This is a genomic window from Plesiomonas sp. ISS29 (genome assembly GCF_056522795.1).
Map to the genome: position 1 here is coordinate 712996 of NZ_JAWRZQ010000001.1, position 19506 is coordinate 732501.

At 51.6% G+C, this 19506-nt stretch carries 16 protein-coding genes; 7 read left to right on the forward strand and 9 right to left on the reverse strand.

What is annotated here, in order from left to right; all coding sequences use genetic code 11:
• Positions 1-20 precede the first annotated feature (20 nt).
• The gene (gene hemN / locus AC1HDJ_RS03095; RefSeq protein ID WP_479533280.1) at positions 21-1403 is read left to right on the forward strand and encodes an oxygen-independent coproporphyrinogen III oxidase; all 1383 of its coding nucleotides are present in this window, start codon (positions 21-23) and stop codon (positions 1401-1403) included.
• An 83-nt stretch (positions 1404-1486) separates the two neighbouring features.
• Here hemN and yihA read toward each other — a convergent pair whose 3' ends face one another.
• Complete coding sequence (gene yihA / locus AC1HDJ_RS03100) at positions 1487-2131, reverse strand: ribosome biogenesis GTP-binding protein YihA/YsxC (protein ID WP_479533282.1); 645 nt, start codon at positions 2129-2131, stop codon at positions 1487-1489.
• Positions 2132-2301: 170 nt separating this feature from the next.
• Here yihA and AC1HDJ_RS03105 point away from each other — a divergent pair, with 170 nt between their 5' ends.
• On the forward strand, positions 2302-2928 hold the full coding sequence (locus AC1HDJ_RS03105) for a c-type cytochrome (protein ID WP_479533284.1): 627 nt from the start codon (positions 2302-2304) through the stop codon (positions 2926-2928).
• A gap of 154 nt (positions 2929-3082) precedes the next feature.
• On the opposite strand, the gene add is transcribed toward AC1HDJ_RS03105, so the two are convergent.
• From add to glnA, 5 genes are all read right to left on the reverse strand, one after another.
• On the reverse strand, positions 3083-4090 hold the full coding sequence (add, locus tag AC1HDJ_RS03110) for an adenosine deaminase (protein ID WP_479533286.1): 1008 nt from the start codon (positions 4088-4090) through the stop codon (positions 3083-3085).
• A 180-nt stretch (positions 4091-4270) separates the two neighbouring features.
• Positions 4271-5695, reverse strand: a complete 1425-nt coding sequence (gene glnG, locus AC1HDJ_RS03115; RefSeq protein ID WP_479533288.1) for a nitrogen regulation protein NR(I) — start codon at positions 5693-5695, stop codon at positions 4271-4273.
• Positions 5696-5729: 34 nt separating this feature from the next.
• Positions 5730-6788, reverse strand: coding sequence for a nitrogen regulation protein NR(II) (gene glnL / locus AC1HDJ_RS03120; protein ID WP_479536978.1), 1059 nt, complete (start codon positions 6786-6788; stop codon positions 5730-5732).
• Positions 6789-7009: 221 nt separating this feature from the next.
• Positions 7010-7606 (reverse strand): hypothetical protein, encoded by a 597-nt coding sequence (locus AC1HDJ_RS03125; RefSeq protein WP_479533290.1) that lies wholly within the window; start codon positions 7604-7606, stop codon positions 7010-7012.
• 244 nt (positions 7607-7850) lie between these two features.
• Positions 7851-9260: a glutamate--ammonia ligase gene (gene glnA / locus AC1HDJ_RS03130; RefSeq protein ID WP_479533292.1), complete on the reverse strand. Its 1410-nt coding sequence runs from the start codon at positions 9258-9260 to the stop codon at positions 7851-7853.
• A 570-nt stretch (positions 9261-9830) separates the two neighbouring features.
• Between glnA and typA the strand changes: the two genes are divergently transcribed.
• From typA to fabY, 5 genes are all read left to right on the forward strand, one after another.
• Positions 9831-11642, forward strand: coding sequence for a translational GTPase TypA (typA, locus tag AC1HDJ_RS03135; RefSeq protein ID WP_479533294.1), 1812 nt, complete (start codon positions 9831-9833; stop codon positions 11640-11642).
• A gap of 232 nt (positions 11643-11874) precedes the next feature.
• On the forward strand, positions 11875-12759 hold the full coding sequence (locus AC1HDJ_RS03140) for a virulence factor BrkB family protein (protein ID WP_479533296.1): 885 nt from the start codon (positions 11875-11877) through the stop codon (positions 12757-12759).
• 47 nt (positions 12760-12806) lie between these two features.
• Complete coding sequence (pip, locus tag AC1HDJ_RS03145; protein ID WP_479533298.1) at positions 12807-13766, forward strand: prolyl aminopeptidase; 960 nt, start codon at positions 12807-12809, stop codon at positions 13764-13766.
• Between the two features lie 40 nt (positions 13767-13806).
• The gene (dtd, locus tag AC1HDJ_RS03150; protein ID WP_479533300.1) at positions 13807-14241 is read left to right on the forward strand and encodes a D-aminoacyl-tRNA deacylase; all 435 of its coding nucleotides are present in this window, start codon (positions 13807-13809) and stop codon (positions 14239-14241) included.
• Positions 14242-14288: 47 nt separating this feature from the next.
• Positions 14289-15227: a fatty acid biosynthesis protein FabY gene (fabY, locus tag AC1HDJ_RS03155; protein WP_479533302.1), complete on the forward strand. Its 939-nt coding sequence runs from the start codon at positions 14289-14291 to the stop codon at positions 15225-15227.
• On the opposite strand, the gene AC1HDJ_RS03160 is transcribed toward fabY, so the two are convergent.
• The 3 genes from AC1HDJ_RS03160 to AC1HDJ_RS03170 all read right to left on the reverse strand — a co-directional run bounded on the left by AC1HDJ_RS03160 (position 15167) and on the right by AC1HDJ_RS03170 (position 19309).
• Positions 15167-17263 (reverse strand): AsmA family protein, encoded by a 2097-nt coding sequence (locus AC1HDJ_RS03160; protein WP_479533304.1) that lies wholly within the window; start codon positions 17261-17263, stop codon positions 15167-15169. The genes fabY and AC1HDJ_RS03160 overlap by 61 nt on opposite strands.
• Before the next feature lie 123 nt (positions 17264-17386).
• Entirely contained in the window at positions 17387-17626 is a 240-nt protein-coding gene (locus tag AC1HDJ_RS03165) for a hypothetical protein (RefSeq protein WP_479533306.1), read from the reverse strand.
• A gap of 219 nt (positions 17627-17845) precedes the next feature.
• Positions 17846-19309, reverse strand: coding sequence for a uracil-xanthine permease family protein (locus tag AC1HDJ_RS03170; RefSeq protein WP_479533308.1), 1464 nt, complete (start codon positions 19307-19309; stop codon positions 17846-17848).
• Between the last annotated feature and the right edge of the window lie 197 nt (positions 19310-19506).

Here is a 19506-nt window from a genome sequence, read left to right on the forward strand (position 1 = left end):
GTGAATTGGAAGGAATGAGCATGTCTGTGATCGTGAATAACCCCACCGAGTGGGATCTGGCGTTAATCCAGAAGTATAACTACTCTGGCCCGCGGTATACGTCGTATCCTACGGCGCTTGAATTTCATGAAGGTTATCAAGAGAGCGATTTCAGGCAAGCGGTGGCTCGTTACCCTGAGCGCCCGTTATCACTGTATATCCACATTCCTTTTTGCCACAAGCTCTGCTATTTCTGTGGTTGTAATAAAGTGATCACCCGCCATGTGCACAAGGCAGATCACTACCTTGATGTGCTGGAACAAGAGATTATTCAGCGCGCTGCCCTGTTTACGGATCGTCAGGTTTCACAGATTCACTGGGGCGGCGGCACGCCGACATTTCTGAGCAAAACCCAAGTCAGCCGTTTGATTCATCTGCTGCGTACCCATTTTAATGTGCGTGCCGATGCCGAGATCAGCATTGAACTTGATCCGCGTGAAATTGAGCTAGATATGCTCGATCACCTGCGTGCCGAAGGCTTTAATCGCATGAGCATGGGGGTGCAGGATTTCAACAAAGAAGTTCAGCAGTTGGTTAATCGTGAACAGGATGAAGATTTTATCTTTGCTCTGATTGCCCGCGCCCGCCAGCTTGGGTTTGCCTCAACCAATATTGACTTGATTTACGGCCTGCCAAAGCAGACACCGGAAAGCTTTGCGTTTACCCTGCAAAAGGTCATTGAGTTGAATCCTGATCGCCTGAGTGTGTTTAATTATGCGCACCTGCCTTCACGTTTTCCGGCCCAGCGTAAAATCCGTGATGAAGATTTGCCTGCCCCAGCGCAGAAATTGGCCATCTTGCAAGAGACGATTGAAACGCTCTGTGGGGCGGGTTATCAGTTTATCGGCATGGACCACTTTGCCCGTCCGCAAGATGAGCTGGCCGTTGCCCAGCGTCAGGGCCAGTTGCACCGTAATTTTCAGGGGTACACCACGCAAGCAGAGTGCGATCTGCTCGGCATGGGCGTATCGGCCATCAGCATGATTGGCGATCACTATGCACAAAATCAGCGTGAGCTTAAACACTACTATGCTCAAGTTACCGAACAGGGAAATGCGCTGAATAAAGGCTTGCGGATGAGCGATGAAGACTGCTTGCGCCGCGATGTGATCAAAGCGCTGATCTGTAATTTCCAGCTTTCGTTTGCCGAGATAGAAGCGCAGTACCCGATTGATTTTAAAAAGCACTTTGCAGAAGATTTGGCACTGCTTGCCCCGTTAGCCGCCGATGGGTTAGTGGCTCTGAGCGATGAGGGCATTACCGTGATGCCGCGTGGTCATTTGCTGATCCGCAACATCTGCATGTGTTTTGATACTTACCTGCGTCAGCAGGCGCGTCGTCAGCAGTTCTCGCGGGTGATTTAACAGATAAAAAAATGCCGCCGTGATGCACTTGCATCCGGCGGCATTTTTACGTTATTTAACACTCACAAAAACGCGTGTGAAGATTACTCTTCGTCTGCTGCTGCAAGTTGTGCGTTTAACGCATCAATTTCATGGGTAAACCAGCTATCAAGCTTAATGCGTAGCAGGTCAACACCGAATTTTTTCAGTGATGAGAACGCTTCAACCTGAATATCACCACCAAAAGAGACAACCGCATCACGCACCATTTTTACCTGGTTTTTACGTGCGCCACTGGCCAGTTTGTCGGCTTTGGTCAGCAAAATGAGCACAGGTTTTCCCGCTTCAACGGCCCACTGCACCATTTGCTGATCCAGATCTTTGAGTGGATGACGGATATCCATTAGCACCACTAGACCACGCAAACATTCGCGTTTTTGCAGATATTCACCCAGCGCCCGCTGCCACTTCAGCTTCATCTCTTCAGGCACTTGTGCATAACCGTAACCGGGTAAATCGACTAAACGCGCTTGTTCTGCCACTTCGAACAAGTTGATCAGTTGGGTACGGCCTGGCGTTTTACTGGTACGAGCCAGACTTTTTTGATTGGTTAATGTATTTAGCGCGCTGGATTTTCCGGCGTTTGAGCGGCCAGCAAAGGCAACTTCAATTGCATTATCCATCGGAAGGTGACGGATATCCGGAGCACTGGTGACAAAATGTGTAACATGATAATTAAATTGAGCCACGGAACGATCTCCACCCTAGTCAAATGTGGTGCACTGATTTCTTTTATGTGAAAATGTGTAAAATATCTGTTGTAATAATTCAGGGGCTAGCGTGAAATTATCCCCTTACTGTAACGGACAGGATTATCCGTTATCGGCATAACAACAATCATATAGCTAAATGGAACGCCATGAAAAAATTTGCGCTCGTGATGTCAATGATGCTAGGTGTTAGCGGTATGGCGCAGGCACAGGGAGATGCGGAAGCGGGTAAAAAAATTGCTTCTGCGGCTTGTGTTGCTTGCCACAATGCCGATGGGAATAGCACCATCACTGCCAACCCTAAATTGGCCGGACAACATAACAAATATCTGCTCAAGCAGCTAAAAGAATTCCAGTTAGCTGCGCATACTAATGCTCAGCAGGGGCGTGCTAACCCGATTATGCAGGGGCAAGTAGCCACACTGTCAGAGCAAGATCTGGAAAATTTGGCTGCATGGTTCTCACAGCAGACCTCTGCACCCGCTTATACCCGTAAAGACAGCGTAGAGCTCGGTAAGCAGCTGTATATGGCAGGTGATAAACAACGCGGCATTCCGGCGTGTGTTGCCTGCCATGGTCCACGGGGTAATGGTACCGATCTTTCGGGCTTCCCGAAAATATCGGGCCAACATGCTGATTACATTATCGCACAACTTAACGCGTTTCGTGCCGGACAGCGGCAAAATGACCCAAATAGCATGATGCGTCAGATTGCGGCATCGCTGACAGACAAAGAGATCAGTGCGTTAGCCGGTTATTTGGGTGGTTTACACTGAGTTTTTTGGCGTGATAGTCGGCAGCACGGTGGCCTGTTTACAGGCCACACAGTGAGTATGTTGATGCATTGCTACGTGCTTATATACCGGTTTACTTGTGTTCGTGTTTGCTAATATTTAGGAGCATGAGTACGTTAAGTACCCATCAGATAAATTACATGCTGCGCGCCCGCGCGCTAGCACGCAATGCGGCTTTATCCCCTGCGCTTAAAAAGGCTTGTGTCATACCATTTTCTTGTGCTTGGCGGATTTGTGCTGGTGAAAGGCCTGCTGCTGGTGCTGCAACATTGTATTCGTGGCGAATTTCAATGCCTTCAACGGCCGGATCATCGGTATTTATGCTGGCCAGAATACCGTGTTCCAAAAACGTTTTCAGCGGATGCGTGCTAAGTGCACTGACTGTGGTGGTTTGCACGTTTGAGGTTAGCGCCGACTCAATGCCAATTTGATGTTCGGCCAGATAATTCATCAGTCGCGGGTCTTCAATGGCTTTTACTCCGTGCCCGATACGCTCGGCACCGAGTTCATGAATTGCCTGCCACATACTGGCCGCGCCAGCCGCTTCACCGGCATGTACGGTGACATGCAATCCTGCATCACGCACCTGACGAAAATGCGGAACAAACAGCTCACCGGGCTGGCCAAGTTCATCACCGGCCAGATCAATGGCAACCAGATCCTGATGACAAGCCAGCAGTGCGCCCAGCTCTTGTTGACAAGCTACCGTGCCGAATGTACGGCTCAAAATACCGATTAAGTTAGCCTGTACGGTAAAATCTTTGCGGCCAAGCGCAATACCGTCGGCCACCGCCTCAACCACCCCTTGCAGCGGCAGATTGTGCTTCATCGCCATGTAATACGGCGAAAAACGCAGTTCGGTGTAGTCTAATCCGGCATTGTCGGCATCTTGCATATTTTCATACGCCACGCGGCGGCAAGCATCCAGATCGGCAAGTACTGCAACACCCCAATCGAGCTTTTGCAGGAAGCTGACTAGTGTCGGGGCATTATCGGTAATTCTGACATGGGGTAACAGTGCGCTGAGATTGTCTGCGGGTAGCGCGATACCGTGCTGCTGACCTAATGCCAAGATAGTTTCAGGGCGGATATTGCCATCAAGGTGGCGGTGTAAATCGGTCAACGGTAAATCACGTGCGATCATGCTGCATTCCCCATAATAATATGGTGTGAGAGTATAGGCATCGGGCTGTAAATTACCTAGTTTTGTTGCTTTTTTTATGTGACAAAAATCACATCAAAATATAAAAGTACCATTCTGTTTTAGGCAGTTGGAGTGCGTGCACCGCCAAATTTTGTTTGGCTGTACGTGGCCACTGCTATGTTAGTAATCGGAATCTAGATCAAACTCTTTGAGTTTACGGGTCAGCGTATTACGCCCCCATCCTAGCAGACGTGCGGCTTCCTGCTTATGCCCTTGGGTGTGCTGTAACGCGGTGAGCAGTAAGGTGCGTTCAAACTCAGGCTGCGCATGGGTCAGTAGTGCCTGCTCGCCCTGCTGTAGGCGTTGCATTGCCCAGCGTTGCAGTTGTTGTTGCCACTCAATAGCGTGGCCGGATGCTTGCAGGTCAGGTGCTGGAGCACGCAACTCCTCAGGTAAATCTGCTACCAAGATCTCTTTTCCCGCCGCCATGACGGTTAGGCCTCGGCAGATATTCTCTAGCTGGCGCACATTACCCGGCCAGCGAAAAGCGCCCATGATTTGCAGCGCCGCAGGGTGCAATGTTTTCACCTCTACACCCAGTTCACGGGCCGCCAGCTGCAAAAAATGCTGTGCTAATACCGCAATATCTTGTATTCGTTCACGCAGGGCCGGTAGCAAAATTTTAATCACATTCAGGCGGTGATACAGATCTTCCCGAAACAGCCCTTGCTGCACATGCCGTTCCAGATTCTGGTGGGTGGCAGCAATAATACGTACATCAACGTTAACCGCCTGATGCCCGCCAACCCGGTAAAATTGCCCTTCAGCCAGAACGCGCAGCAGGCGGGTTTGTACATCAACCGGCATATCACCTATCTCATCTAAAAACAGTGTGCCGCCATTGGCCTGCTCAAAGCGCCCCTGACGCACTGTATTGGCACCGGTAAATGCCCCTTTTTCATGCCCGAACAGCTCTGATTCAATCAGATCTTTGGGGATGGCCGCCATATTGAGGGCGATAAATGGCGCACCTGCACGCGGGCTGTGCCTGTGCAGGGCGTGGGCAATCAGCTCTTTGCCGGTGCCCGACTCACCATTAATTAGCACGCTGATAGAGGAGCGCGACAGCCTGCCTATAGCACGAAAGACCTCCTGCATGGCAGGCGCTTCACCAATAATCGCCGGGCTTTGCGGATCGGGGGGCGGGGCAATATCGGGTTGTGTCCGGCGCAGCTCGCGGCTGTGTAAAATGGCCCGTTCGGTTAGATTGACCGCATCATCAATATCAAACGGTTTGGGCAGATAGTCAAACGCGCCGCGCTGATAGGCGCTGACTGCTGCATCTAAATCGGAATGTGCGGTCATAATGATGACCGGAAGGTCAGGCTGTTGCGTGTGCAGTTGGCTGAGCAGTGTCAGGCCGTCGATCCCCGGCATCCGGATGTCAGAGATCAGCACATCAGGGCGGCGAGTGGTGAGGGCGTGCAGCACTTGCTGCGCATCATCGAAGGTTTCACAGCTGATCCCGCTGCCTGAGAGCGCTTTATCCAACACCCAGCGGATGGCACTGTCATCATCTACAACCCAGACGCGTCCTTTACTCATGTTTTGCCTCATCAACCTAGCCTGAATTTACCGATTACTTGCGCAGCGGCAGATACACCGAGAATTCGGTGTGTCCGGGCCAGCTGCTGCACTCTATTTTACCCTGATGCTGATCGATCAAATTGCGCGCAATAGACAGCCCCAGCCCAGTACCGCCCTCACGTCCGCTGACCATCGGGTAAAAGAGCGTATCTTGCAGATGGGCCGGAATACCTGATCCGGTATCAATAATATCGAGCCGCACTACCAGCCGGTAGCGTTCACCGTGCAGCATCTGCTGAAATGCGGTGCGGGTGCGTAGAGTAATGCTGCCAGCCTGCTCACCGAGTGCCTGCAGCGCGTTGCGTACAATATTTAAGATAGCCTGTTCGAGTTGTTCGGCATCATGTTCAAACTCAGGCAGGCTCGGGTCATAGTCACGGATCAGGCGAATTTGTTCCGGTTTTTCTAGCTCGACTAACTGCCGGACTCGCTCAAGCACCACATGCAGGTTTTGTTCCATGCGCACGCCGGGCCGTTGCGGCCCGAGCAGACGATCGACCAAATTTCGTAGCCGATCGGCCTGTGCGATGATTATCTGGGTGTATTCGGTAAGCTCGGGGTTGGGCAGCGCTTTTTCCAGCAGTTGAGCTGCACCGCGTAATCCGCCCAGCGGGTTTTTGATCTCGTGCGCTAGCCCGCGCACCAAATCGCGCGCGGCAATTTGCTGTGCCTGATGCAGCTGCTCTTGGCTGATTTTCCGGTGGGTATCGAGTGGGTGTAGCTCAACCAAAATTGTCGAACTCTCGGGTGTGATCAGCGGTTGGGCAGTCAGGGCCAGCGTGTGGGCACGCCCGTCAATCACCAGCATCACTTCGTTGTCGGTAAAACTTTGCTGGCTGTCGAGCGTGTGCTGCATCAGCGTCAGATCAAGCGAGATATGGCTAAACAGTGATGCCAGCGGTAGGCCATTGAGCTTGCGGGTGCTGTGCGCCAGCAGCTGTTCGGCGGCCAAATTGGCAAACTGAATGGTTAAATCATCATCAAGCAGCAGGACACTGGTTTTAAGATTATTAAGCAGCAGGTGGGAATAGTGCAGCATACCGCGCCTTATCGTAATACGTCCGACAGCAAATAAAGCCAGTGTACACGCACCTTCTAGTAGGCGGATACCCCTTTTGCACCAAAAAAGTGCGCACGGTTATTGGGTGCTATGAACCCACCTTCGGTGCGCGAAAGCCCACGATTACGCGGGTGGTGACATTGTGCGAAAGGTGATACTGAACCACCCGCTATATACTACATGGGCAATGATATCTAACCGATCACCGGCCATTATTTCGGTGCAATCGGCGGATTCAGCGCTTCACGGTTGAGAATGCTGGCACGGTGCAGATAAAGAGTTACCGCTGGTGCGGTGGCCACTACTTGGCCCTTATCAAGCAGCTGTGCGCTGACCTGATGTGATCCACGGTCAATATTTTTCAGCTGTTGTTGGATACTGCGGGTTGGTGAGCCGCTCGGGCTACCATCAAGCAGCAGCTGTACCGTCTGGCTTTCGGTTAATTTTGGTACCACCATCACGGTGACATCAATATCGCCGCTGTTATTGCGCACGGTCTGCTCATCAATTGGCGATAAAATCGCAATCTGGGTGGTTAAGTTGCTGACGGCCTGTGGGCGTGCGCGTGGCACACTGGCTGCGCTGCTGCTGGCTATTGAGGCTCGGTTGGGCAGTTTATCGCTCGGCAGTTTACCGGAGTCATATTTTATCGGCGCACTTGGTGAGATCTCTTTGCAGGTCGCCCCTTTGGTTTTGGTGGTGCTAAAGTGCGTAGTACCACGGGCGTCGGTCCACGAACAGATCAATCGGGCTTCACTGGCCAGCACCGGTGCGCTTAATAGCAGCAATGTCAGACAAAACAGGCGCATGACAAGTTCTCCGCAAATCAAAAAAGGGTGTTTTAGATTACCGCACTTAGTGACTATGCTAAACGCTAAGCCACATAGTGTCATCACTTCCCGCCAGTCACCGCAAGCGTAAAAAAGCCCGCTTGTGAGGCGGGCTGAAAGTTTCCACGGCAACAAAAGGAGTTGTTACACGCATGAGCGGTGAAATTTCCGCCAGTGTTGGGTTTTTCGATAGGCTAAACGTAAGTTTAGCGGCAAGAAAAACTTAAACGCTGTAGTACATTTCAAATTCAACCGGATGCGGCATCATGCGCACACGGTCGATATCCGCGCGTTTCAACTCAATATAAGAATCGATAAATTCGTCGGTAAATACACCACCACGGGTTAAGAACTCGCGGTTTTCGTTCAGAGCCTGCATTGCTTCTTCCAGTGAACCGGCAACAGTTGGGATCTCAGCGGCTTCTTCTGGTGGCAGATCGTACAGGTTCTTGTCCATGGCATCGCCAGGGTGAATTTTGTTGATGATGCCATCAAGGCCAGCCATCAGCTGGGCAGCAAATGCCAAGTATGGGTTAGCTGCTGGATCTGGGAAGCGCACTTCAATACGGCGTGCTTTCGGGCTGGCAACCACCGGAATACGGATAGAAGCCGAGCGGTTACGGGCAGAGTAAGCCAGCATGACCGGTGCTTCATAACCCGGCACCAAACGCTTGTAGGAGTTGGTGGTTGGGTTAGCAAAGGCGTTGATAGCTTTCGCGTGCTTGATGATACCGCCGATGTAGTACAGTGCCATTTCAGACAGGCCAGCATACTTATCACCTGAGAACAGGTTTACGCCATTTTTTGCCAGAGACTGGTGGCAGTGCATACCTGAACCGTTATCACCGAACAGTGGTTTTGGCATGAAAGTTGCGGTTTTATTGTAAGCATGCGCAACGTTGTGAACCACATACTTATAAATTTGGGTTTCATCTGCTTTAATGGTCATGGTGTTGAAGCGGGTTGCCACTTCGTTTTGGCCTGCAGTGGCCACTTCGTGGTGGTGTGCTTCAACCACTAAGCCCATCTCTTCCATCACCAGACACATTGCAGAGCGCAGGTTTTGTGATGAATCAACCGGTGCAACCGGGAAGTAACCGCCTTTGACCGCCGGACGATGGCCTTTGTTGCCGCCTTCGTACTCAGTGCCGGTATTCCATGCCGCTTCGATATCATCAAGCTTAAAGAAAGAGCCGGAAATGCCGGTGCTAAAGCGCACATCATCAAACACAAAGAATTCAGGCTCTGGCCCGAACAGAACCGTGTCAGCAATGCCGGTAGAGCGCAGAAAATCCTCTGCACGCTTAGAGATAGAGCGCGGATCGCGGTCATAGCCTTGCATTGTACCCGGCTCGAGGATGTCGCAACGTACAATCAGCGTGCTGTCATCAGTGAATGGATCCATAACTGCGGTAGTCGGATCAGGCATCAGAACCATGTCTGATTCGTTAATGCCTTTCCAGCCTTCGATAGAAGAGCCATCAAACATTTTGCCTTCTTCAAAGAAGTCAGCATTCACTTGATGTGCTGGAATTGATACGTGCTGTTCCTTGCCCTTGGTGTCAGTAAAGCGCAGATCAACGAATTTCACTTCGTGTTCTTGCAGCAGTGCTAATACGTGTTCAGCTGACATGGTGTAACCTCCGATGTTGTCGCAATCATGGTGTTGTCGTGGATTTTTAGTGTACGCATTCAAATTTGTATGGGTTGCGTACCGCTAATGTATACCTGATTTGTTGCTCATTTATATCTGAAACCTAGGCCGCTTCGTGCCTTCGATATCTACTAAGCGAGAAGCATGCCAACTTTTATGGTTCGTGATATTCCCTGTGAAACAGCAGCATGCCATGTCAAACTGTGGTGTTCAAGCTTGCATTAATGCACTAACATGGTGAATGATTGCACTATTTTGGTGCAAGGAAGGAATTAATATCCTTCTATATTAAGTTGGTTGTATAATTGATCAGCAAAATAAGCAGAGAATTCGTCCAGCATGCCGCAAAGATCATATTGAGATCGATATGTGGCAGCAAAATTGCGATTCTTCTGTAATAATGTTCACACTTTAATTGTGTACCTTGTGAAGTGGCTCACGCCCGCAGGCAGGTAAACTTGCCAGCAATGTTTTGCTGTGATCGGTTTAGTCTTTTGCTCAACCTGTGTACAATAGCCGCTAATTTGTTAACCCCCAGAGACCACATCTGTGATTGAGAATCTGCGTAATATCGCCATCATTGCCCACGTTGACCACGGTAAAACCACCCTGGTTGATAAGCTGCTGCAACAATCCGGCACCCTCGGAGAGCGTAATGACGCGACCGAACGTGTAATGGACTCCAACGATCTGGAAAAAGAGCGTGGAATTACCATTCTGGCTAAAAACACCGCCATCGAGTGGAACGGATACCGCATTAACATCGTTGACACCCCGGGTCACGCCGACTTCGGTGGTGAAGTAGAGCGTGTGATGTCGATGGTAGATTCCGTACTGTTGCTGGTAGATGCAATGGACGGCCCGATGCCACAAACTCGTTTCGTAACCCAAAAAGCGTTTGCTTACGGTTTACGTCCGATCGTGGTTATCAACAAGGTTGACCGCCCAGGTTCACGCCCTGATTGGGTTGTTGATCAGGTATTTGACCTGTTCGTTAACCTGGGTGCGACCGATGAACAACTGGACTTCCCAATTGTTTATGCTTCAGCACTGAACGGTATCGCCGGTCTGGAAACTGACGAAATGGCTGACAACATGACGCCATTGTTCGAAACCATCGTTAAGCACGTACAGCCACCACAAGTTGAGATGGAAGCACCTTTCCAGATGCAAATCTCTCAGCTCGATTACAACAACTATGTTGGTGTTATCGGTATCGGCCGTATCAAGCGTGGTTCTGTGAAGCCGAACCAGCAGATCGTTATTGTTGATAGCGAAGGCAACCGTCGTAACGGTAAAGTCGGTAAAGTTCTGGGCCATATGGGCCTGCAACGTATCGAAGCTGAAGTGTGTGAAGCGGGCGATATCATCGCTATCACCGGTTTAGGCGAGCTGAATATCTCTGATACTCTGTGTGACCCTACTGCCGTTGAAGCACTGCCAGCACTGACTGTTGATGAACCAACCGTTACCATGTTCTTCTGTGTAAACACCTCGCCATTCTGTGGCCGCGAAGGTAAGTTTGTGACTTCACGTCAGATTCTTGACCGTCTGCGTAAAGAGCTGGTACACAACGTTGCACTGCGCGTTGAAGAGACAGAAGATCCAGATGCATTCCGTGTATCAGGCCGTGGTGAATTGCACCTGTCTGTTTTGATCGAAAACATGCGTCGTGAAGGTTACGAGCTGGCGGTATCCCGTCCGAAAGTAATTTTCCGTGATATCGATGGCCGTAAACAAGAGCCATTCGAGCAAGTGACTCTGGACATCGAAGAGCAGAACCAAGGTTCTGTGATGGAAGCGATGGGTCTGCGTAAGGGTGAAATGCGCGACATGATCCCTGATGGCAAGGGCCGTATCCGTTTGGATTACATCATCCCTAGCCGTGGCCTGATCGGTTTCCGTACTGATTTCATGACCATGACTTCTGGTACTGGCCTGCTGTACTCTAGCTTCAGCCACTATGATGACGTGCGTCCGGGCGAAATTGGTCAGCGCATCAACGGTGTTCTGATCTCTAACGGTACTGGTAAAGCACTGGCTTACGCGCTGTACAGTCTGCAAGATCGTGGTCGCCTGTTCTTGGGTCACGGTACTGAAGTTTACGAAGGCCAGATCATCGGTATTCACAGCCGTTCTAATGACCTGACTGTAAACTGTCTGCAAGGTAAGAAGCTGACTAACATGCGTGCTTCTGGTACAGACGAAGCAACAACGCTGGTTAGCCCTATCAAGATGACCCTGGAGCAAGCTCTGGAGTTCATCGATGATGACGAACTGGTAGAAGTAACGCCACAAAGCGTTCGTATTCGTAAGAAACACCTGACTGAAAACGACCGTAAGCGTGCACACCGTAAGTAATCCCTACGGATTAGTTATTGCGTGTTCTGCATCCTAAAATGTAGTTATTATGTTTTGGGTGATGAGAAAGAGGATGCCTACGGGTGTCCTCTTTTTTTTATCTAGACTAAACACGGTAAAGCATGTGATTGACTGCATGGTGTGATTAGATGATGTGATTAGATGGCACTGATGAGTGCATCTGATAACAGCATGTGAACAAATAAAACTGCAACAGATGAGGAAAAGAGCGATGTATAAAGGGTTACAGCCGACCACATGGTGGCAGAATCGGGGCTTTTTCCGTCTATTATTGAGCCGCAGTGGCGAGAGCCGTTTGACGATCACGGCCGGTTATCTTGCCTATGTGACGCTGCTTTCACTGGTTCCTCTGGTGACGGTGATTTTTTCGGTGTTTACTGCTTTTCCGGTCTTTGTTGGGATCACCGATCAGGTAAAACATTTTGTGTTCAGTAATTTTGTACCGGCGACCGGTGATGTGGTACAAAATTATCTCGATCAGTTTGTTTCAAATTCCAGCAACATGAGTGCGGTGGGCATTATTGCGCTGGTGGTGACTTCGTTACTGCTAATTTCTGCGGTAGATAAAGCATTAAATGCTATCTGGCGCAGTAAACACCGTCGTCCGGCGATGGTTTCATTTGCCGTGTACTGGATGATTTTGACGTTAGGCCCGCTGCTGGCGGGGGCCAGTTTAGTGACCAGTTCGTATCTGTTATCGCTTAAATTACTGAGTGATACCGGCATTAATGGGGTGCTGGATAACCTGCTGGTGCTGTTGCCGATGATCTTGTCTGCGCTGTCATTTTGGTTGTTGTACGGTGTAGTACCGACCGAGCGGGTACCAACATGGCATGCGTTCAGTGGTGCGCTGTTTGCGGCGTTGCTGTTTGAGGTAAGTAAAAAAATCTTTACGCTGTATATTGCCTTTTTCCCATCGTATCAGTTGATTTACGGTGCGCTGGCGGTGATCCCTATCTTATTTGTTTGGGTTTATCTGAGCTGGTGTATTGTGTTGTTGGGCGCTGAGGTAACGGCAACATTGGGTGAATGGCAGCTACAAAAGCAGATAGCAGATTCAGACTCAGACCCACAAGCTGGGGCGGGGAACGCGTAACACAAAGTGTGTTCATCACGGTGTTTTCCATGGTATAGGGAGTTGTTATGTTCCATTTGTATCCACCTATTCACCCGTTTGCAAGCGGCTTCATTCGCCGTGGAGAACACCAGATTTATGTTGAGCAGGCTGGTAATCCGCAGGGTATTCCGGTGCTGTTTGTGCACGGTGGCCCTGGGGCGGGTTGCAGTGAACAGAGCCGGCGTTTTTTTGATCCCACCCGTTTTCATATTATTTTATTTGATCAGCGCGGCTGTGGCCGTTCACTGCCGTACGGCAGTTTGCAGGATAATCATCCGCAGGCGCTGATTGATGATATGGAAGCGATTCGTGAATCGCTCGATTTAGCGCAGTGGATGCTGTTTGGCGGGTCATGGGGCAGTACGTTAAGTTTATTGTATGCGATTGCCCACCCGCAGCGTGTTAGTGCGATGGTACTGCGCGGTATTTTCCTTTCCCGCCAACAAGATTTTGATTGGCTCTACAGCCCGCAGGGCGGTGCTAGTCAGGTTTTTCCTGAGCATTACCAGCAGTTTATTGCGCCGCTTGGTGGCGTTACCGATAGTGAGCAGGTGCTGGAAGGTTACTGGCAACGTCTGAGTTCGGATAATGAGTTAGAGCGCAGTGCTGCGGCAAAAAGCTGGGCGTTGTGGGAGGCGCATTTGATGCAACTGTTGCCAGACCCGACAGTGTGGGAGCAGATGAGTAATTTGCAGCATGCCGTAGCGCTGGCACGGTTGGAGTGCCACTATTTTCGCGCGGCGACACGTTTGCCTGAGAATTTTATTGTGCAGAATGCGGCGGTATTGCAGGGAATACCAGTGCGTATTGTGCATGGCCGTTACGATATGATCTGCCCGTTTGAGAATGCGTGGCAGTTGTGTCAGGCCTTGCCACAGGCGGCATTGCAGGTAGTGCCAAATGCCGGCCACAGCAGTATGGAGCCGGGGATCACCGATGGGTTGATTCGCGCACTGCTTGAGCTGACCGAGGCATACCCGTTGTAGTTGCCAATTTGGGTATTTTTAGAAAAAGAGAGTGATTAGGATGATTGGATTGATTCAGCGTGTGCGTGAAGCACGGGTCGAGGTTGACGGGCACGTGGTGGGTGAGATTGGCCACGGGCTGCTGATTTTGCTGGGCGTAGAAAAAGAGGATGATGAGGCGAAAGCGCGTCGTCTGGTTGATCGGGTGTTGGGCTACCGCATTTTTGATGATGCTGATGGCAAGATGAACCTGAATGTACAGCAGGCCGGCGGCAGTGTGCTGGTGGTTTCCCAATTTACGCTGGCAGCCGATACTGGCAAGGGGATGCGCCCGAGCTTCTCATCAGCGGCTTCGCCGCAACAGGCTGAGGCGTTATACGACTATTTCAGTGCTTGTTGCCGTGAAAAAATCAGTACCGCACAGGGGCAGTTTGCTGCTGATATGCAGGTGAGCCTGCAAAATGATGGCCCAGTGACTTTCTGGTTGCAGGTGTAGCCGGTATCCGGCAGATGGTTTCTCTATTGTAAAAGAGGGCGACAAGGATGTATCGCTTAAGTACTCCGCTGACTGAAGAGGCGCTGCAGCGCTATTACCATTTTCGCTGGCAGATGCTACGTGAGCCGTTACGCCAGCCGGTAGGATCAGAGCGCGATGGCTATGATGCTTGTGCGCATCATCAAATGGTGGTGGATGATCAGGATAATCCGGTCGCAATTGGGCGGGTCTATATCAATGCCGATGATGAGGCGGCGATCCGCTTTATGGCGGTAGATGCGAGTTTTCGCGGGCGGGGTTTAGGCACGCTGGTGGCGATGGCGCTAGAGTCGGTTGCCCGCCAAGAGGGGGCGAAGAGGGTGGTATGCAGTGCCCGCGAGGAGGCTGTGCCTTTTTTTATCCAGCTGGGCTATCAGAATCAGGGTGAGATTCAGGCAGGGCTGACAACGCCGGTGCGACACTTTCTGATGATAAAGCCGCTGCCGGATATGGATGCTATCTTACACCGGCCTGACTGGTGTCATCAGTTACAGCAGGCGTGGTATCAGTCGATTCCGATCAGCGAAAAAATGGGGGTGAAGATTGTGCAGTACACCGGACAGCGTTTCGAAACAGCGCTGCCGCTGAATGCGAATTTGAACCCGCATGATTCGGTGTTTGCCGGCAGTCTGTTTTCACTGGCAACGCTAACGGGTTGGGGGCTGATCTGGCTGCTGTTGCGTGAGCGTAATCTGGGCGGTGAGATTATTCTGGTAGATGCACATATTCGTTATCCGCAGGCGGTGCGTAACCGTCCACGAGCGGTGGCGGATCTGAATGATTTAGGCGGCGATCTGGATCGTCTGGCACGCGGACGCAAAGCCCGCGTGCAGATCAAGGTGCGCCTGTTGACCGATGAATCGCAAGGCGCGGTATTTGTCGGGACTTATATGGTACTGCCAGCCGGAACACATTCGGGTACGCCGCTGACTGAGCTGCTGCTCTGATCGGGCCCATGATCCGCTGTTGTATCAGAATCATTAACCGTATTTTGTGCCGTTGCTGATGGCGCAATGCGGGTTAGCGGGGTACGCCAGATACGGGTAAGCCGTTGGCAGTTGATGCGGTTATCGAGCTGCAGTTGCAGACGGTACGGTTCGGCTGTTGGGCTGACCGGCGGTTGTGCCAGCGAATAACTGCCGCTGATCCACCCTTGTAGCTGATCGCCACTAAAGGCGGCATTTTGTACCTGTATCTGCCCCTTTTCTGCCCGCAGATGCAGCTGCAGATTTCTCAGCAAGGTCTGTTGCCCTTCAAGCGTTGACTGCGCAATCCACTGATCGGGTATCGGTGAGCGTTGGGCTTGTGACCACAGGCTCGGGGCATTAATCCCGCGCAGCAGTGCTTGATCGGCGGTCAGTTGTAGCTCTCCGCTAAGCGATTGTCGTGCGCTGTCAGCCGTGAGCAAATTAGCCTGCAAATTGAGGTTCAGGTTGCCGACACCGCGCAGCGGCAGGGTGTGCCAGCCCCACTGTTGTAGGCTGTCGAGCGCTATTTGCTGGCCGCTCAGTTGTAGGCTGGCTGGCCAGTTATCCCGTTGCAGTAGTGTGCCATTTCCTTCCAGTAACCCTTTTCCGGTAAAGGCGCTGAAATCACGCAGAGTCACTGCGCCGTTATCGGCTTGCAGATCAGCGGCGACATTGCGCATATCTACTTTATTGACCGTTGCCGCGCGGGCGCTGGCACGTAAGCTGCCGCGCCACAATCCCCAGCGCTGATGCTGTGCCAGTTGCAGGTTGCTGCCGTTGGCGTTAAGTGCGGTGAACTGAAAAGGCCGCAGTGGGTTTATATCCACCAATAAGTTGTTGTTTAGCTCTAGCTTTAATACGTTGATTTGGCTGAATGCGGCAGGCAGCGGGCGGGTCAGCCACTGTGCCCATGTGGCCGGAATACTGTATTCAATGCCGGTAATGTTGAGTTGATCCCACTGCAACGTTTGGTCGGCAGCGCGCCAACTGCCGTAGCCGTTGATCAGGCCATTTTCAAAGCGGGTACTAAAATCATCAATGGTGATGCCGTCGGCGGTAAAACTCAGGCGCAGCGCTGGTTCACGCAGGTGCAGATTGCCGCGCACTAGATCAAGTGTGTTGATGCTCAGTTGGCCGTCGTGCGATGACCATTTGCCTTGGCCGATTTGCAGGTTACTGAGGCTAAGATCAAGATCGTTGACTGACCAGTCATTGCCCTCTACCCGTGCGCCGACAATATCGGCCCGTTGCAGGGTGATATTGGGCAGAGTGTGCCAGTAGCGAGCCAGCAGCGCGGGCAGGCGGTTATCTTGCAGGCGTAGGCGGGTCAGGCGCAGATCATTGATCTTCCATGCCCCTTGTATGCTGCGTTCGGCGGTGGCGGTGATTTGCCCCTGCAGTGCATCGGCACCAAAATCATCAATGCGCAGTTTTCCCTGCTGCCAGTGGCCTTGTAAAAAGAGGTTATTTAGGGTCAACTCGCCCAGATCAAGTTGGGGGGATGAGAGCTCAAAGCGGGCATTTTCCCCCAAAAAGCTCTGTTGATCTGGGCTGAATGGGGTGATACCACCGTTAACCGGATGGGCGGTTAGCGGCATATCGGCCACACGGCTACTGATAGCCATGTTGTCGAGCTGCAGTTGTTGTGCGGACAAAAACGGGCCGCTCGCCGGTTTTAGCAGGGCGGGCAGGCGCAGTTCACCCTCTTGCAGCAGAATTTTTTGCCAATGCAGCGGGTGCAGTAGAGTGCGTAAATTCAGGGTCAGCGTGACCTGCCGAGCATCGAGCAGTGCGCTGCCTTGCTGGGCTAAGCGCACCTCTGTCAGGCGAATTTGGCGCGGTGACAGCGGGCTGTGTTGAATGCCGGTCAGTGAGAGCTGATACGGTGTGTAGGCTGAAATCCAGCGGCTGACCCGTTCTGCACCCAGTGGCGTTTGCAGCAGTGCATACGCCAGTATGATGGCCAGCAGGAACAGGATCAGCAGTGTGGCCAGAAATTTTGTCAGTATCTTCATAATGGGCAGTTGATGATAAGCCAAGGGGTTATACGCCTGCAGATAACAGGCACGTTTTCTGTCTACTCTTCCGTGTTTGCTCTTTATTGCTGTTGTGTTTTTGGTGATGGCTTTGGCGAGTAATCACTGTGTGCTCAGTTCCGCCTGATGCCGGTTCAGTGGCGACATTCCCGCCTGTGCGTAGGCGCGTGCTAGACGTAAATTGAGCTGCGGTGATCCGCCCGACTGCTGGTATACGTGCTCAAGACAGCGGATCGCTAAGTGTAGCAAGTCTTGCTTGAGCAGCAGATCAGACAAAAACAGGAGCTCTTCCGGTGCGCGCTCTTTGAGTATCTGGTTGAGTAGGGTGAAATTATCGGACATCAATCCTCCGTGAGTGCACCTTGACGTGTGCATGGCTCTTCCGTAAGTCAGGTATGCTGATTTTATCAACAGTCTGCCTGTTTCTGCCGAGAGTTACTAGCCTTGTTGCATGTTGTTGTTGGTTATGCGGGATGGACGCAAATCGCGCTAAAGTTGATTGACTCACCACCAACGGCGGTGAGTCAAAAGTAGTAAGCAAAGGGGAAAGGGTGCGGATTTCTATTGCTGATCTATAGAGCGGGCAGTGAGGGTACTTTTTACGGTCTGAGGCTGTTCAGTGAAACCCTTTTCAGGCAACTCTTGCGGCAGAATTAAATTCAGTGCGATGGCGGTAAAGCCGCCAGCCGCCAAACCGGATGAGAGCACCGAGCGCAGCCAGTCAGGGGCAAATTGCAGGATTTGTGGCTGCTGGGCCACACCTAAGCCCATCGCCAGTGAAATGGCAATGATCAGTACGGCACGGCGGTCGAGCTGTTCACGTGCGATAATCCGTACACCGGCGGCAGCAATGGAGCCAAACATCACAATGGTTGCACCGCCCAGTACGGGCTCTGGAATGCTCAGTACCCAGTTGGCGATGGAAGGGAACAAACCAAGCAGTGCCAACATTGCGGCTACCGCATAACCGACATAGCGGCTGGCAACGCCAGTCATTTGGATCACGCCGTTGTTCTGGCTAAATGTTGAGTTAGGAAAGCTGTTGAAAACACCGGCCAGTGCCGAGTTAATGCCATCAGCCAGCACTCCGCCTTTGATGCGGCGGATGTACACCGGCCCGCTGACCGGTTGTTCAGAGACCTCTGACGTGGCGGTAATATCACCAATCGCCTCGAGCGAGGTGACTAAAAATACCAGCACCAGCGGCAGCAGTAAGCTCCAGTTAACACTCAGACCGTAGTAGAGTGGGGTTGGCAGCATCAGTAGTGGGGCATCGTGCGGAACTGTTGGCAGCATGTTCAATGCCCATGCCACCAGATAACCGGCCCCCATGGCGATCACCAGTGAGGCAACCCGCAAATAGGGGTTGCGCTGGCGGTTAAGCAGCACAATCAGCCCGATAACCACTCCGGCCAGCAGCAGATTTTTCGGGCTACCGAAACTGCCATCACTGAGCGCACCAAAGCCTCCGCCAATCGAGACTAAACCAACCTGAATCAGGGTCAGACCAATTAAGGTCACGACAATGCCCGAAACCAGCGGGGTAATCACTCTTTGTGCTAGATGCAGAATTCGTGATAGCAGCACCTCACTGAATGAGGCCAGAATGATCGTGCCAAATAGCGCCGCCATCATGGTCGGGATATCTGCACCGCCCTGTTTTAATGCCAGCCCTCCGGCAATAATTGGGCCTAAAAAGTTGAAACTGGTACCCTGAATTGAGAGTAAACCCGAGCCCATCGGCCCAACAGTGCGAATAGTCAGAAAAGAGGCTAACCCTGAAACAAACAGTGACATGCTGATGATGCGCTGGGTATCAGCTACCGGCAGCCCAAGAGCCTGACAAATCAGCAATGGCGGCGTGATAACCGCCACAAACATTGCCAGTAAATGCTGACCAGCGGCAAACAGGGTTTGTGGCAACGGCGGGCGATCGTCAAGGCGATAAACCAGATCGGGGTTATGTCGGGCGGCAGGTGCAGGAGTGGTATCGATGTGTTCCGGTTCGATAGCTTGTGAGCTCATGCTAGATTCCAGTGATCATGAAAGTAAGAAAACAGTGTGATGTATGAAGACCACAATGGTGGATTGTGGTGAGTGCATTAACGTAGGTATTGTTGGATATGGCGCGCATTTTAACGTGATCACCACAAAAAGCAAACGTTTGCCTGTGATCTTGGCGAGATTATCGGTTAGAAAATAGGATTACAAAAGCGGAATAA